This window comes from Coprococcus hominis (ex Arizal et al. 2022), assembly GCF_040094675.1.
GTDB lineage: Bacteria > Bacillota > Clostridia > Lachnospirales > Lachnospiraceae > Coprococcus_C > Coprococcus_C hominis.
Map to the genome: position 1 here is coordinate 20,364 of NZ_JBBNHG010000012.1, position 16,591 is coordinate 36,954.

The window sequence follows — 16,591 nt, forward strand, 5'->3', positions numbered from 1 at the left end:
AAGATTGACAAATGGGTGCAGATAAAAGACAATTGATATAAAGATAGGAAATGCATATCGATAGGGAGTCTGATATATGGATTTAACAAAAAAATGGCATCGGAGTGAATTTGTCAGTCATGAGATGCTGGAGGTACATCGTGGAATCGAATGTGAACTGGATTTCTATTCAGCAATTGCAAATGGCGAAATAGAATTAGTTCAGGAAAATTGTAACGAACAGGCATTTACAAACCCGGAGGGCATGGGCGTGTTGTCTACGGATGCGCTTCGCAATATCCGATATCATTATGTTGTAACCGTAGCGCTTATTACACGTTTTTGTGTGCACGAAGGGCTGGAACAGGAAAAAGCATATAATTTAAGTGATTTCTATATTTTGGAGATGGATAAATGCAAGACAATCGAACAGATATCGAAGCTGCATGATGTGATGTGTCTGGATTTTTGTAAACATATGCATGAAATAAAAAACAGTCAGGTACTTTCCAAGCAGGTGGTTTTATGTCTGGATTATATTTACAGTCATACTCATTACCGGATTACAATTCGTGAAGTGGCTGAATATCTCAGATTATCTGAAAGCTATCTTTCAAGATTGTTTAAAAAAGAAATGGGAATCTCGTTCAGTCAGTATATTTTGAACCTGAAAATTGACAAGGCAAAGAATCTGCTTCGTTTTTCGGAATATTCAATTGGAGAAATAACCTATTATCTTGGTTTTTCAAATGAGAGCCATTTTATTCAGACATTTCAAAAACGGGTTGGAGAGACGCCGAACCGCTATCGTAGGAGGTGTTTCCGCACGGAGTGGGAATTAAAACAGAATTAGTAAAAATGTACAAATAATTCAGAAAGAATAAATGAATAACAGACAAAATCAATAAGATGTCATGAATATAACACTTATGACATTATTTAAACATAATCTTCCTTTGCTTTTGAGTATGATTAACATATCAAAAAATGAAGGGAGATTTTTTTATGAGAAAGCTGAGAAAAGCAATTCCTCTTGCACTGGCAATGAGTGTAGCTCTTACGATGACTCCAATTCGGGTATCAGCGGAAGAACCGACTCAGGTACAGGCAGAACAAAGTGATCTTGTAGAAGAAAACGAAAGTCTGAGTGATGAAGCAGACAAAGACAATGAAGGGTACAAACTGGTATTTGAGGATGATTTTAACGGCGATCAATTGGATCGTAAGGTTTGGAATGTCGAAAAGCATGAGAAAGGCTGGGTAAACGGGGAGCTTCAGGAGTATGTAGATTCTGATGAAAACATCAAGGTACAAGATGGTTATCTGAATATCATTCCTGTTGAAAAAGTTGAGACAACATCTACAACTGATGGACAGAATTTGTTGTCAAACGCTGATTTCAGTTCCGGTATGGACGATTGGACTGAAACAATTGCAAACTGGGGAAGTAATGGTTTTGACGCATCTGCGCAGAGCTCTGTTGCTGATGGGGCTATTACTTATACGATTACCAATCCTGGTAATGACTTATGGCATGTACAACTTAAACAAACTGTTAAGTTGGCAGCAAAAAAGCATTACACATTAAGCTACAAAGTAAAATCGGATGTTGCTCGTACAATTGAAACGGGTGTGCAGGGTGATGAAGAAAATAATTATATCTCATATGGAGCAAAAACACAATCATTGCAAGCGGAAAAAGAAGAATCAGTATCTATCGACGTATACGCAGAAGAGGGATATGATACAGCAACTTTATATTTCTCTTTAGGGCGTAAGACTGGAGATACATCGATTCCAGATGCATCTGTAGTAACAATTTCCGATATTAGTTTGGTGGAAACAACTGCAAACATGCTTCCGGCAAATGCATTTGGTGACAATGCAACTGCTGGAACAAAGGTCAAGAAATCTTATACATCTGGTCGTATCTCTACACAGAACTTAAAGACATTTACCTATGGTAGGTTTGAAGTAAGGGCAAAGGTTCCAAATGGACAGGGATACCTTCCGGCATTCTGGTTAATGGCTAACGATGAGAATGTATATGGTCAGTGGCCAAGATGCGGTGAGATTGATTGTATGGAAGTTATGGGGCAGGATACAAATAAGTTGTACGGAACCATACATTACGGAAATCCACATGCAGAAAGTCAGGGAACCTATACAATCAAAGATGGTGAGAAGTCGTTCTCCGATGATTTCCACACATTTACATGTGATTGGGAACCAGGCAAGATTACATGGTATGTAGATGGAATAAAGTATCATGAGGAAAGCAACTGGCATTCCACAACAGAAGGACAGGGAACACTTACATATCCAGCACCTTTCGATCAACCTTTTTACATTATTTTGAACCTCGCAGTTGGTGGTTCATGGGTAGGAAATCCAAACGAGACAACAAATTTTAAGAACAATCCGTTTGTTGTTGATTATGTAAGAGTCTATCAGAAAGATTCTTATGATGAGAATGTAACACGTCCAGAAGTTAAGTTTGAGCCTACAAACGAGCCAGACGAAAGCGGAAACTATATTAAGAACAGCACATTTGCAGAGGCAGAGGATTTGACAGATGGTACAAATTGGAAATTCATAACTGCTTTGGATGGTGCTGCAACAGCAGAAATCAAAGATAACTCTATGGTTATCAAGACAGAAAATGCAGGTACTGTTGATTACAGTGTACAGTTAGTACAGGCAAATGTTCCTTTTGAAAAGGGTGCAACTTATGAAGTAAGTTTTGATGCAAAAGCATCTGAGAATCGTAAGATGAATGTAGATGTTAAGGCTCCAAACCGTGGATACCAGTCATATATGAAAACCCTGGTTCCAGAGCTTACAACGGAGATGAAGCACTTCAGCACACAGTTCGTAATGAAGGCAGATTCCGATGTGAATGGACGTTTAGAGTTTAATATGGGTAATGCAGGTTCAGGCGATATCGTTCTTCAGAACGTAGTTGTTAAGAAGACTGCGGATCCAGATCCGAATGCAAAGGAAGAAAAGACAATTCTTGCAAATGGAAGCTGTATCTATAATGGATCTTTCCAGGAAGGTATAAACCATCTTGGATATTGGGATATAACACCAGAAGGTGCAGATATTAAGGTAACAGGTCTTTCAGATGGAAGAAGATTGGTCACAGAAGGAAAAAGTGTAACAATCAGTCAGTCAGATCTTGCATTTAAGGAAGGAACAGCATATGCATTGAGCTTTGATGCGTATGCGCAAAATGGAGCAACTGTCGTTGCAACTGTTGGCGGAAACACATATAAAGTAAATGTTGAAGCAGGAAATGAAAAGAAAGATTATGTTGTAAAGATTCCTGCAACAGCAAAGTTTACAGACAAGACAGTTTCATTGAAAATCGAAGGTGCAATCTCTCTCGATAATGTAAAAATGGTAGAAGATGCAAAGATTAAGAACGGATCATTCAATGATAGTCTTTCAGGATATGAAGTATATGTAGACAGCGCAGCAAAAGCAACTGTTGTTGTTGACAGTTTAAAAGAAAATAATGCATTGGATGTGACTGTAGATGATACAGGTGCGGATGACTGGAGAATACAGATTAAACAGAACAATGTATTGCTGGAAAAAGGAAAGAAGTATAAATTATCATATGAGGCTAAGTCAACCATTGATAGAAAAATCAGAGTTGTAATGCAGGGTGGAGCGGCTCTTGGATGGCCGGTATACTCTGAGCACAGCGATGATCAAGATGCAAATGATGGAATTGTAACACTTACAAGTGAATATCAGAAGTTTACTGAAGAATTTATAATGACAGAAGAGACAGACGCACAGGCATTCCTCAGCATCTGTTTGGGAAATGTAGGTGGTCAGATTACTGATCAGCACAGAATTGTAATTGACAATATTTCTTTGGTTGAGGCAGAGAATCCGACACCGGAGAATCCGACACCGGAGAATCCGACACCAGAGAATCCGACACCGGAGAATCCGACACCACAAAACCCAATTGTGAAGCCTGTAACAGTATCTTATTCTACACATATACAGAGTTATGGATGGAATAAAAGTGCAGCGAAGAATGGAGCAGTGGCAGGAACAACAGGAAAGGCAAAGAGATTAGAAGCGATTAAAATTTCTGTAGAGGGAAATGAAGATCTTGGTATTCAGTATACAACACACTGCCAAGGATATGGTTGGTTAAACTGGTCATCAAATGGTGAAATCAGCGGAACAACAGGTGAAGCGAAGAGACTCGAGGCAATCAAGATTCAGTTGACAGGTGCAGACAGGGATAAATACGATGTATATTACCGCGTTCATGCACAGGGCTATGGCTGGATGAATTGGGCAAAAAATGGTGAGGCTGCCGGTACAGCAGGACTCGCGAAGAGACTTGAAGCAATCCAGGTAGTAGTTGTTAAGAAGGGTGAAAGCGTACCAGACAAGTTCGAAGGTGTAACAGCATCAGAAAAGAAAGCTTATATGGCAAGTGCAGCTGCAACAGCTGCAACAGTTGAAGGCTCAGATCGGGCACATGTTCAGTATCGTTCACATCTTCAGACATATGGATGGCAGAACTGGAAAAATGACGGAGATATTTCCGGAACAACAGGTAAAGCAAAGCGATTAGAGTCTTTGAAACTTGAACTTAAAAACAAGGATTATACAGGCGGTATCTGTTACAATGCACATGTGCAGACAATCGGATGGCAGGCCGATCCAAATAAATCTGCAACATGGAAGAAAGATGGTGAGTTTTGCGGGACAACAGGAAATGCAAAGAGATTAGAGGCAATTCAGATTGAGCTTTATGGTGAGATGGCAGAGCATTATGATATTTATTATCGTGTGCATTCACAGACGTACGGCTGGATGAAGTGGGCCAAAAATGGAGAGATGGCTGGCACAACTGGTCAGCATAAAAGAATCGAAGGAATTCAGGTTGTGCTTGTGAAAAAAGGAGAACAGGCACCTTCGGATAATTACAAGGGAGCTGTTACAAATACAACAAAAACATTTCTCTCAAAATAGAAACTATCGATAGTCAAAATGGCGTTATCCATTACTTTGGATAACGTCATTTTTTAGTGCGTCTTGCGGCGCACGTTTCTGGATGGAACCTGGTTATGAAAAGAAATAAAATTGTAACAGTATTGATGCAGAAATGATGCATGCCGGATGTATGATGCAGGTTATAAAAAGAAAATCGGAAAATATCTGAAGAATTGACACATTTAGATAGAAAAAAAGCCTATTTTCTTTTTATATCAATCGTTATAATACAACCGAAAGAAGGAAAGAACTATGAGAAAGAAAGCATGGATTTTATGTACGGCAATGGTAGTGGCTTTGGCGGGATGCAGCAATGTGAGTGATAATAATACGACCGATATCATCCGGGTGAGCAGCGAGACGGTGACTACAACGGAAGCAGCAACGGAAGTTACGACAACCACCGAAAATGAAACTACGACCGAATCTGTTACGGAGAGCAATACCCCAGACAGCACATTACAGTCAGAAGGTTCGAATACAGGGAAGACGGAACCCGCTGCGACAGAAGCTAAGACGACGGAATCCCAGTTACAGGAAGGCGAACCATCCGATGATTCGTGGAAGGAAGAGTTCGAGAAGACGCTGTATGAGGAGTATGGTGTGGTGCCGGATCATTACGAATATATCGGAAATGATGTCTATCAGGTCTATGTGAAAATCGACGGGAAAATCGTGCCATATGTGGCAGTGAATTGGAAGACGGGAGATTTCCACGGATAGAAGAAAGGATAAAGACGGTGAAAGAAAATGGGCGATGCAAACAAAATCACAGGATATGGAGAACATAGAGAATTATATCGGATTTCAACAGATGAAATCCTGTATTTTGAGGCGGTAGGAGAGAAAGTGTTTGCCTATACGGAACAGGAAATTTATGAGATAAAGAATCGCCTTTACCAGATTGAAGAGAAGGTGAATTCGTATGATTTTACCCGGGCATCCAAATCCATGCTTGTAAATACAGATAGGATATCAAGTATTGCTTCGATTTCAGGCAGCCGTGGGAAGATTATGATGGATAACGGAGAGGCGGTTATTGCAAGCCGCATGTACTACAAACCATTGCTTTCATCCATGAAATGGAAGAAAATCAGTTAATTTTTTTGTGTTTTTTTCTGACAGAAAATATGCTATGATGAAATGCGAATTGGCATAAAGGTTAGAAAAAGGAGACACAAAATGAGCAAGAAATTACTTTTGATCAACGACATGGCTGGCTATGGAAAGGTTGCGTTATCCGCGATGATTCCGGTGCTTTCCCATATGAAATACGAGGTATTTAACCTGCCGACGGCAATCGTGTCGAACACACTTGATTACGGTAAGTTCGACATCCTGGATACAACCGATTACATGAAAAATGCAATCGCTGTCTGGGAACAGCTGGGCTTTGAATTTGATGCAATCTCGACCGGATTTATCGTGTCGAAGGAGCAGACCCAGCTTGTGACCGAGTTCTGTAAGGCACGGGCGGAAAAAGGCGTGACGATCTTCACAGATCCGATTATGGGAGATGAGGGAAAGCTCTATAACGGAATCACAGAGGAGACGATTGATTTGATGCGTGAGCTGATTTCGGCTGCGGACTATATCGTACCGAACTATACTGAGGCGGCATATCTGACCGAGCTTCCATATAAGGAAGATGGTGTGACCGAGGAAGCATATCATACGATGATCGACAAGCTTCGTGCATTCGGTGCGAAATCGATTGTGATCACAAGTGCGAAGATCGCGGGCACAGATTGCAGATCGGTTGTCGGATATGACCACAAGAAGGAAGAATATTTTAAGGTTGATTTCGAAGAAATTCCGGTACATTTCCCGGGAACGGGAGATATTTTCTCCGCCGTATTTATCGGAAAGCTTATGAGTGGCAAGGATCTGCAGACGGCAACCGCAGAGGCGATGGATGCCGTGAAGAGCATGATCGGCAAAAATGCAGATAACGTGGATAAATATAAGGGAATTCCGCTGGAAACCTGTATGGAGGTGCTTGACTGATGGCAAGACCGAAGATCCGGATTACACTGATCGACCAGAAGGGCGAAAAGGGCTGTCACAGAGGACATAAGATCGGTGATTCTTATGATTTTGATACGGAGCGTGGAAAGCTCTGCCCGATGGCGATGCATGTCGCATTTCCATATGTGGATATCCTGCGCTATGGCGGCGAGATACCGGGACAGGAGAAGGGCACCGCTGTTTTCGCATGCCCGGATGTCGATACGCTGAATGTCTTTAAAATTGAGCGGATAGACGGCTGAATGTACGAAAAGAAAAACAATAAAAATGATAGGGATTATTGATTTTATTTGAAACATTTTGTATAATACAGTCAGAGTTTATATTACATCTAATATAAAACATAATATAAATAATTTGAAAGGAGAAACTATTATGTTACAGAACCAGGAATGGGAATCATTCACAGGTAGACTCTGGAAGGAAGAGTGCAACGTAAGAGACTTCATCCAGAACAACTACACACCTTATGATGGAGACGAGAGCTTCCTTGCAGGACCAACAGATGCTACGAACAAGCTCTGGGATAAGCTTCAGGCTCTTCAGAAGGCAGAGAGAGACAACGGTGGTGTATTGAAGGAGGACGCAGATGTTGTATCCAGCATTACAGCATATGGTCCTGGTTACATTGATCCAGAGACAAAGGATCTTGAGCAGATCGTAGGTCTTCAGACAGACGAGCCACTTAAGAGAGCATTTATGCCTTATGGTGGTATCAAGATGGCTGAGGAAGCACTCGAGATGTACGGATACAAGCCAAACGAGAACTTCCACAAGATCTTTACAGATTATCACAAGACACACAATCAGGCAGTATTTGATGCTTATACACCAGAGATGATGGCAGCTCGTCATACACATATCGTAACAGGTTTGCCAGATACTTATGGTCGTGGTCGTATCGTTGGTGATTACAGAAGAGTCGCTCTTTACGGTATTGATCAGCTGATCGCTTGGAAGCAGGAAGATAAGGCTAACTGCGGCGATGGTAATATGTACGATGACGTTATCCGTCAGAGAGAAGAGTTGACAGAGCAGATCAGACGTCTTCAGGAGATGAAGGTTATGGCTCAGTCATACGGCTATGATATTTCTAAGCCAGCTTCAAATGCGAAGGAAGCTGTTCAGTGGTTATACTTCGGATACCTTGCAGCTATCAAGACACAGAATGGTGCTGCTATGTCAGTAGGACGTGTATCTACATTCCTTGATATCTATATCGAGAGAGATATTAAGGCTGGTAAGCTTACAGAGGCTCAGGCTCAGGAGCTTATCGATCACTTCACAATGAAGCTTCGTATGGTTAAGTTCGCAAGAATTAAGTCATACAACGAGCTGTTCTCAGGTGACCCTGTATGGGCTACACTTGAAGTCGGTGGTATTGGTATGGACGGACGTTCAATGGTTACAAAGAACGACTACAGATTCCTTCATACTCTTGAGGATATGGGACCTGCTCCAGAGCCAAACCTTACAGTACTTTACTCTTCAGCATTGCCTAACAACTTCAAGACATATGCTGCTAAGATCTCTGTAAGAACAAGCTCAATCCAGTACGAGAACGATGATGTAATGAAGCCAATCTGGGGTGATGATTACTCAATCTGCTGTTGTGTATCTGCTACACAGACAGGTAAGGAAATGCAGTTCTTCGGAGCTCGTGCAAACCTTGCTAAGTGTCTCCTGTACGCTATCAACGGTGGTAAGGATGAGAAGTTCCTTGACAAGAAGACAGGTAAGCCAATGCAGGTAGGTCCTGACTACTCTCCTATTACTTCTGAGTACCTTGACTATGATGAAGTACTTGCTAAGTACAAGCAGATGCTTGACTGGTTAGCAGGACTTTATGTAAATATCTTGAACCTGATTCAGTACATGCATGACAAGTACTACTATGAATCAGCAGAGATGGCATTGATCGATACAGATGTACGTCGTACATTTGCTACAGGTATTGCCGGATTCTCACACGTTATCGATTCCCTTTCAGCTATCAAGTATGCTAAGGTTAAGGTTATCCGTAACGCAGAGACAGGACTTGCAGAAGACTTCGAGATTGAAGGCGAGTTCCCTAAGTATGGTAATGATGATGACAGAGCAGATAATATCGGTGTATGGCTGCTTCATGAGTTCCTTACAGACATCAAGAAGAGACACACATACCGTAATTCAGAGCCTACAACATCTATCCTTACAATCACATCTAACGTAGTATATGGTAAGTTCACAGGTAACCTTCCAGATGGTAGACGTGCTTGGACACCATTTGCTCCAGGTGCTAACCCAAGCTACGGTGCTGAGACATCAGGACTTCTTGCATCTCTGAACTCAGTTGCTAAGATTCCTTATGAGTGGTCTTTGGATGGTATCTCAAATACTCAGACAATGAACCCATCTGCACTTGGTCATGATGAGGCTGAGAGAGCTGAGAAGCTTGTAAGCGCTATGGATGGTTACTTCGATCAGGGCGCTCACCACTTGAACGTAAACGTATTCGGTAAGGATAAGCTTCTGGATGCTATGGAGAACCCAGATAAGCCAGAGTACGCTAACTTCACAATCCGTGTATCTGGATACGCTGTTAAGTTTATCTCTCTTACACGTGAGCAGCAGCTCGATGTTATCAACAGAACATTCCATGACTCACTTTAATTAGAAGTTTGTCAAAAATGTTTTTGATAGATAAGTAATTCACTGGAGTCCCGGAGATACTATCTCCGGGACTTTTTATAAAAATAAAATTGTTAGAGGTGGAACATGCCGGAGAAGAAACAGATTTTAGGTTATATTCATTCAACAGAAAGCTTTGGAGCCGTAGATGGACCAGGTATCCGATTTGTAGTATTTTTGCAGGGCTGTAAGATGCGTTGTAAGTACTGTCATAACCCGGAGACGTGGAATCTGGTAACCGATTACACAAAGCTCTATGCAGACACAACGGATGATAAAGAACGAGAAGAACTCGAAAAGAAAATTGAAGAGAACACAAAACTGCTACTAGATAAAGGCGTCAAGGTTGAAGCGAGAACTCCGGAAGATCTGCTCAAGCAGGCACTTCGTTATAAGCCTTATTGGAAGGGTGATGGAGGAATAACCGTCAGCGGAGGCGAAGCGCTTCTGCAGATGGACTTTTTGATTGAATTCTTCAAGCTTGCAAAAGCACAGGGGATTCACACAACGATTGATACAGCGGGCAATCCATTTACAAGAGAGGAGCCTTTCTTCTCGAAGTTCAATGAACTGATGGCACTCACTGATTTGTTCCTGCTTGATATCAAGCAGATTGAGGACGACAAACACCGGGAGCTGACAGGGTTCTCGAATAAGAATATATTAGACCTGGCGCAGTATCTCTCCGATCAGGGAAAGCATATGTGGATTCGACATGTCCTTGTGCCGGGCATAACAACCGACGAAGCAGATCTGAAGAAGACGGCTGAGTTTATCAAGACTTTGAAGACGGTTGACCGGGTGGAGGTATTGCCATACCATAAGCTTGGAATTCAGGAGTGGGAGCGCCTTGGAATCCCTTATAAGCTGGAAGGAATCGATCCTCCAACCGACGAACAGCAAAAAATTGCAAGAGAGATTCTGGACGCAAAGTAAGCGTTGAACATAAGAGTTGCAAAAACAATATAAGAAAACAAATGAGACTGCGTAATATTCAGGAATATGAGTATTGCGTAGTCTTTTTGGTATAGGAATAGATTATAACAAACAATCATTTTTATGTATGACTGTCTGTATTGACATAACAGAAGAAGCACGTTATAATCTGAAACCATGAAAGGGAAATAAATAAAATATCAGATAGGAAAAGTAGGGTATAAAACCTGCGAGGGAAAGGAAGTACGTCTATGGCAATTATCCAGATACAAGATGTATCCAAAAAATTTCAGACAAAAGACGGCGAGATTGACGCGTTGAAGCATGTGACGCTCGACATCGAAGCCGGAGACATATATGGTATCATCGGTATGTCCGGTGCAGGAAAGAGTACACTCGTACGATGCATCAACCATATCGAAGTTCCGACTGAGGGAACGGTGATCGTGCAGGATAAGGATCTGAGCAAGCTTTCCGAGAAAGAGCTTCGCAAGCAGCGGGAACATATCGGCATGATCTTCCAGCATTTCAATCTGCTGATGCAGAAGTCCGTATTGGAGAATGTATGCTTCCCATTGTTTATTCAGGGGAAGTCGAAGGCTGAGGCAAAGAAGAAAGCTTATGAGCTTCTGGATATCGTAGGTCTGAAGGATCGTGCGAAAGCGTATCCATCCCAGTTATCCGGCGGACAGAAACAGCGTGTGGCAATCGCAAGAGCTTTAGCTTCCGATCCGCAGATTCTTCTGTGTGATGAGGCAACGAGTGCGTTAGACCCACAGACAACTTCTTCGATTCTCGCTTTGTTGAAGGATATCAATAAACGGTTTGGTATCACAATCGTCGTGATCACACACCAGATGGCAGTTGTCCGGGAGATCTGTAACCGGGTAGCAATTATGAAGGATGGACAGGTGGTCGAGAATGGAAGTACCGTGGAGATCTTCAATCATCCAAAGTCAGAGGTGGCACGGGATCTGCTCAGAAAGGATGATGGTGGAGATACCACCGGTGACGATCAGCAGACAGCAAACCAGATTCAGGACGGAACGAAGATACGAATCGTATTTACAGAGAACTCCGCATTTGAACCGGTCATTGCAAATATGATCCTGACATTTAAGGAGCCGATCAACATCCTGAAGGCAGCAACCAAGAATGTTGGCGGCGTGGCAAAGGGAGAGATGATATTAGAGATTCCGAATGGTTCCACGAATGTGAAAGCAATGGAACAGTATCTGATCGACCGGGGACTTGAGCTAGAAGAGTTGTCGGAGACAAAGACAGGAGGTGCGTTCTAATGTGGACAGAACAGGTTCGTTCCATGATTGGAACAGGTATTCTTGAGACGTTATACATGACAGTTGTTTCAACTGTATTTGGATATTTATTTGGACTGCCGATGGGAATTCTCCTCTGTATCACAGATAAAGAGGGATTGAAGCCAAATAAGGTGATATATAAGATTCTGGATGTAATCGCGAACATCGTGCGAAGCATACCGTTTTTGATCTTGTTGATCCTGCTGATTCCATTTACAAGATTGTTGCTTGGAAAAAGTTATGGTTCGACTGCAACGATCGTCCCACTGACAGCGGCGGCGATTCCATTTATCGCAAGAATGGTTGAGTCTTCGTTGAAGGAAGTCGATTACGGAGTCATCGAAGCAGCAAAGGCAATGGGCGCAAGCAACAGCAGAATCATCTTCAAGGTATTGCTTGTTGAGGCAAGAACTTCCCTGATCACAGGCGCAACGATTGCAATCGGAACCATCCTTGGATATTCCGCAATGGCAGGTGCAGTCGGCGGTGGCGGACTTGGAGATATCGCAGTCCGTTACGGATATTACCGGTATCAGACAGACATCATGCTTGTTACGGTGGCGTTACTGATCGTGATCGTACAGGTATTCCAGTCGGTTGGCATGTTCGTTGCAAACCGTCTGGACCGCAGAAAATAATGTGCAATATATGCGGGTATCGGAATGTGCACACCGGAACCTGCTTATATATAAAGTAATGGATCATTGGATAAAAGTTTTCAATGATTATAAAAACAGGAAAGAGAGGACATGAATTATGAAGAAATCAATTAAGAAATTACTCGCACTGACACTGACAGGTGCATTTTTGGTAGGAGCACTCGCAGGCTGCGGAAAGAGCGGCGAGGACGATAAGACAATCACAGTTGCAGCATCTGCAACACCACACGCTGAGATTCTGGAGTATGCAAAGGATAAGCTTAAGGAGCAGGGCTATGATCTGCAGGTGACTGTCTTTGATGACTATGTAAAGCCAAACGAAGTGGTAGAAAGCGGAGACTTCGATGCCAACTACTTCCAGCATGTACCATATCTGGAAAGCTTCAATGAGGAGAAGGGCACACACCTTGCAGTTGCAGGTAAGATCCACTATGAGCCATTCGGTATCTATCCGGGAACAAAGAAGAGCTTGGATGAGATCGCAGACGGCGATTCTATCGCAGTACCAAACGATACAACCAACGAGGCAAGAGCATTGCTTCTTCTGCAGGATAATGGCATCATCACATTGAAGGATGGCGCAGGTATCAACGCAACGGTCAATGACATCGCTGAGAATCCACATAATGTAAAGATTGTTGAGCTTGAGGCTGCACAGGTAGCCAGAGTTGTCGATGAGACAGCATTTGTCGTATTGAATGGTAACTATGCACTTGCTGCCGGTTTCTCTGTAGGAAAGGATGCACTTGCTTACGAGAAGAGCGATTCTGAAGCTGCTAAGACATATGTAAATGTAATCGCGGTGAAGGAAGGCAACGAGAACAGCGCAAAGATCAAAGCATTGGTAGATGTATTGAAGTCTGATGATGTGAAGAAGTACATCAACGATACCTACGATGGAGCAGTTCTTCCTTACGAAGAGTAATCGGATAGAATACAAATCAAAACAACATATAAACCACATACAGACGCTCTGCGATGGGATATATTTCCTGTGGCAGAGCGTTTTGTCATTGGCGGGCGTAAAAAGAGCATATGAACACATGAAAATTGCTAAAAACATAAAAATCCAAAGTAAATATCCTGAATATAGAGAAAAAATATAGAGAATTATCTATTTAACTCTTGTTTTTTTAGAGAAATGTCTATAAAATAGAAAACAAACGGTTTAAATGCATAATTTATACGATGCAAATAAATGTGAAAGGTATAAGGTAGCTGAAATGAAGAAATACAAGGATATGAGTAAAGACGAGTTATTGACATTAAAAGCCGCTCTTATGGAGGAATACAAGGAAGAGCAGGCAAAGGGCCTCAGCCTCAATATGGCAAGAGGAAAGCCTGGATTCTCCCAGCTGGCACTTTCCATGCAGATGTTAGATGAGATTAATAGCAAATCTGATATGCGTACCTTGCTTGGAAATGATACAAGAAACTATGGAGATCTGGATGGTATCGGAGAGTGTCGTCAGCTTATGGCAGACATGATGGAAGTCAAGAAGGAGAATATCATTGTATATGGTAACTCCAGTCTGAACGTTATGTACGATACAGTTTCCCGTTCGATGACACACGGTGTCAATGGTTCGACTCCTTGGTGCAAGCTGGATAAGGTCAAGTTCCTCTGCCCGGTACCTGGATATGACAGACATTTTAAGATCACAGAGTTTTTCGGCATTGAGATGATCAACATCCCGATGAATTCCGATGGACCGGATATGGATCTGGTTGAGAAATACGTAAATAACGATGCCGCAGTGAAGGGTATCTGGTGCGTGCCAAAGTATTCAAACCCAACCGGAATCGTGTATTCCGATGAGGTGGTAAGAAGATTTGCAACATTAAAGCCGGCAGCCGAAGACTTCCGTATCTTCTGGGATAATGCATATTGCATCCATCATCTGTATAAGGATCAGCAGGCAGAAATCCCGAATATCTTAGAGGAGTGTGCGAAGGCTGGGAAACCGGATATGGCATATATGTTTGCTTCGACATCAAAGATCACATTCCCTGGTTCCGGTGTTTCTGCAATCGCAACTTCTACAACAAATGTAGAATTTATCAAGCAGCAGTTAACCGTACAGACAATCGGTCACGATAAGATCAATCAGCTCCGTCATACAAGATTCTTCAAGAATATTGATGGACTGAAGGCACATATGGAGAAACATGCGGATATCTTACGTCCGAAGTTCGAGGCAGTTTTAAATGCATTTGATCAGGAGCTTACAGGGCTGGAGATTGGTTCGTGGGTAAAGCCACTCGGTGGATATTTCATTTCCTTTGATGCACTCGAGGGCTGTGCAAAGAAGATCGTTGCAATGTGTAAGGATGCAGGTGTGGTACTGACAGGCGCCGGTGCAACCTATCCGTATGGCAAAGATCCAAAAGACAGCAATATCCGTATTGCTCCATCGTTCCCATCTGTGGAAGAGATGGAAGCAGCATCGAAGATTTTCGTGCTTTGCGTGAAGCTTGCAAGTATCGATAAGTATCTGGAAGCATAAGCTTGCCAGGGCAATTATAGATAGAGTATTCAAATCCCGGTGTGAAAGCACCGGGATTTTTTGCAAAATGCTGGAATGAAATAATTTGATAACTGACATACTAATTTCAGAATGCGGAATCCGAAATACGAGAATAATCAGACATTTGATATATCAGAAATGCCAGAAGCAATTCTCGTATTTTTGATTCGTGAATAAATGGAGGAATTCGTATGAAGGATCGAATCGAGACATTGAAGGGATATTTGAAGCGGCTTGGAAATGGAGAACCGCTGGAAACAGTAAGAAAAGATTTTGTGGAAGTATTTAAGGATGTTGATCCTGCGGAGATCATGAAGGCAGAACAGGAGATGTTTGCGGAGGGAACACCGCTTTCTGATGTGCAGAAGCTGTGTGATGTGCATGCCGCACTTTTCCATGGAAAGACACGGGAGGAACAGATTGCGAATGCAGAAAGGGCAGTGCATGCGTCGGTGTTACGGGAGGAACGGGAGTCAAAGACGCGGGAGCTGGCACAGACCAAAGGACATCCGCTGTGGCTGTTTGCAAATGAGAATGGTGCTCTTGCTATGCTGTTAGAGCAGGCAGAGGAGAAAATCAAAGATGGCAGTGCGAATAAGAAGACGTTGGAATCGTTGCGTGGCATCTCCATTCACTATGCGAAGAAGGGAGATCTTCTGTATCCGGTTTTGAATGTACGGTATGGGATATCCGGACCGGCAAGTGTGATGTGGACGGTTGATGATGAGATCCGGGATGAAATCTCATTTCTTGCGAAGATGAATGATAAGGAACCTGAATGGCAGGAGCGGTTCGCAACGGTGGTAGCACGGGCACAGGAGATGGTCTACAAAGAGGCAAATATTTTGTTTCCGAACTGTGCGGCGAATTTCACGGAGAAAGAGTGGATCGGCATCTACCATGACCAGAAGGATTATGCGGTTTGTTTCGGCGTGGAGCCGGAGATCTGGCAGAAGGCAGAGGATAACCAATATGTGCAGGAGACGTCGCTCACAGAGACGGAAATCCGTATGCCGGGCGGGCATCTGACGATTGCGCAGTTGATCGCACTTCTGAATACGATTCCGATGGAAATCACATTTGTGGATGTGGACAATATCAATCGATTCTTCAATGAGGGACCGAAGGATTTTAAACGTCCGGGGATGGCAATCGACCGGGAGGTATTTTCCTGTCACCCACCGAAGATTGAATCGACCGTGCGAAGAATTATTGGAGAGTTCCGTGCAGGGGCATTGGACGAGGTTCCAATCTGGATGGACAAAAATGGAAAATGCATGCTTGTCAGATACATGGCGGTACGGGATAAAGAGGGTAAGTATCTCGGCACACTGGAGCTAGTGCAGGATATGGGATTTGCAAAGGAACATTTTCAGCCGGAAAAGCGCCAGGAGGAGATATGGTAAGCGGAGAAATGGCTTGTATATGCGGCACGTAAATG

At 42.8% G+C, this 16,591-nt stretch carries 13 protein-coding genes; all 13 read left to right on the top strand.

The annotated features are described in order from the left end of the window. The first annotated feature begins 76 nt into the window (after positions 1-76). The 13 genes from AAAT93_RS00415 to AAAT93_RS00475 all read left to right on the top strand — a co-directional run bounded on the left by AAAT93_RS00415 (position 77) and on the right by AAAT93_RS00475 (position 16,556). Entirely contained in the window at positions 77-832 is a 756-nt protein-coding gene (locus tag AAAT93_RS00415; RefSeq protein WP_021985875.1) for a helix-turn-helix domain-containing protein, read from the top strand. Between the two features lie 152 nt (positions 833-984). Beyond that, positions 985-4,989, top strand: coding sequence for a carbohydrate binding domain-containing protein (locus AAAT93_RS00420; RefSeq protein WP_227573055.1), 4,005 nt, complete (start codon positions 985-987; stop codon positions 4,987-4,989). A gap of 273 nt (positions 4,990-5,262) precedes the next feature. Further along, complete coding sequence (locus AAAT93_RS00425) at positions 5,263-5,733, top strand: hypothetical protein (protein WP_227573056.1); 471 nt, start codon at positions 5,263-5,265, stop codon at positions 5,731-5,733. Positions 5,734-5,760: 27 nt separating this feature from the next. Continuing rightward, positions 5,761-6,111 carry a LytTR family DNA-binding domain-containing protein gene (locus AAAT93_RS00430; RefSeq protein WP_147353759.1) on the top strand — a complete coding sequence of 117 codons (351 nt, stop codon included), beginning with the start codon at positions 5,761-5,763 and terminating at the stop codon, positions 6,109-6,111. 81 nt (positions 6,112-6,192) lie between these two features. Next, complete coding sequence (locus AAAT93_RS00435) at positions 6,193-7,017, top strand: pyridoxamine kinase (protein ID WP_227573057.1); 825 nt, start codon at positions 6,193-6,195, stop codon at positions 7,015-7,017. Next, on the top strand, positions 7,017-7,280 hold the full coding sequence (locus tag AAAT93_RS00440; protein WP_118544778.1) for a TIGR04076 family protein: 264 nt from the start codon (positions 7,017-7,019) through the stop codon (positions 7,278-7,280). The genes AAAT93_RS00435 and AAAT93_RS00440 overlap by 1 nt, the downstream gene beginning before the upstream one ends. A gap of 133 nt (positions 7,281-7,413) precedes the next feature. Beyond that, entirely contained in the window at positions 7,414-9,690 is a 2,277-nt protein-coding gene (gene pflB, locus AAAT93_RS00445) for a formate C-acetyltransferase (protein WP_227573058.1), read from the top strand. 105 nt (positions 9,691-9,795) lie between these two features. Beyond that, entirely contained in the window at positions 9,796-10,644 is an 849-nt protein-coding gene (locus AAAT93_RS00450; RefSeq protein ID WP_195541446.1) for a radical SAM protein, read from the top strand. A 251-nt stretch (positions 10,645-10,895) separates the two neighbouring features. Next, the gene (locus AAAT93_RS00455; RefSeq protein WP_227573059.1) at positions 10,896-11,942 is read left to right on the top strand and encodes a methionine ABC transporter ATP-binding protein; all 1,047 of its coding nucleotides are present in this window, start codon (positions 10,896-10,898) and stop codon (positions 11,940-11,942) included. Continuing rightward, a complete protein-coding gene (locus AAAT93_RS00460) occupies positions 11,942-12,601 on the top strand; it encodes a methionine ABC transporter permease (RefSeq protein ID WP_118734337.1) in 660 nt (219 codons plus the stop codon). Before AAAT93_RS00455 ends, AAAT93_RS00460 begins: the two co-directional genes overlap by 1 nt. Before the next feature lie 118 nt (positions 12,602-12,719). Next, entirely contained in the window at positions 12,720-13,547 is an 828-nt protein-coding gene (locus AAAT93_RS00465) for a MetQ/NlpA family ABC transporter substrate-binding protein (protein WP_182432366.1), read from the top strand. 298 nt (positions 13,548-13,845) lie between these two features. Next, positions 13,846-15,129, top strand: a complete 1,284-nt coding sequence (locus AAAT93_RS00470; protein ID WP_118734559.1) for an aminotransferase class I/II-fold pyridoxal phosphate-dependent enzyme — start codon at positions 13,846-13,848, stop codon at positions 15,127-15,129. A gap of 212 nt (positions 15,130-15,341) precedes the next feature. Further along, positions 15,342-16,556, top strand: a complete 1,215-nt coding sequence (locus AAAT93_RS00475) for a DUF438 domain-containing protein (protein WP_227573060.1) — start codon at positions 15,342-15,344, stop codon at positions 16,554-16,556. The last annotated feature ends 35 nt before the right edge of the window (positions 16,557-16,591 follow it).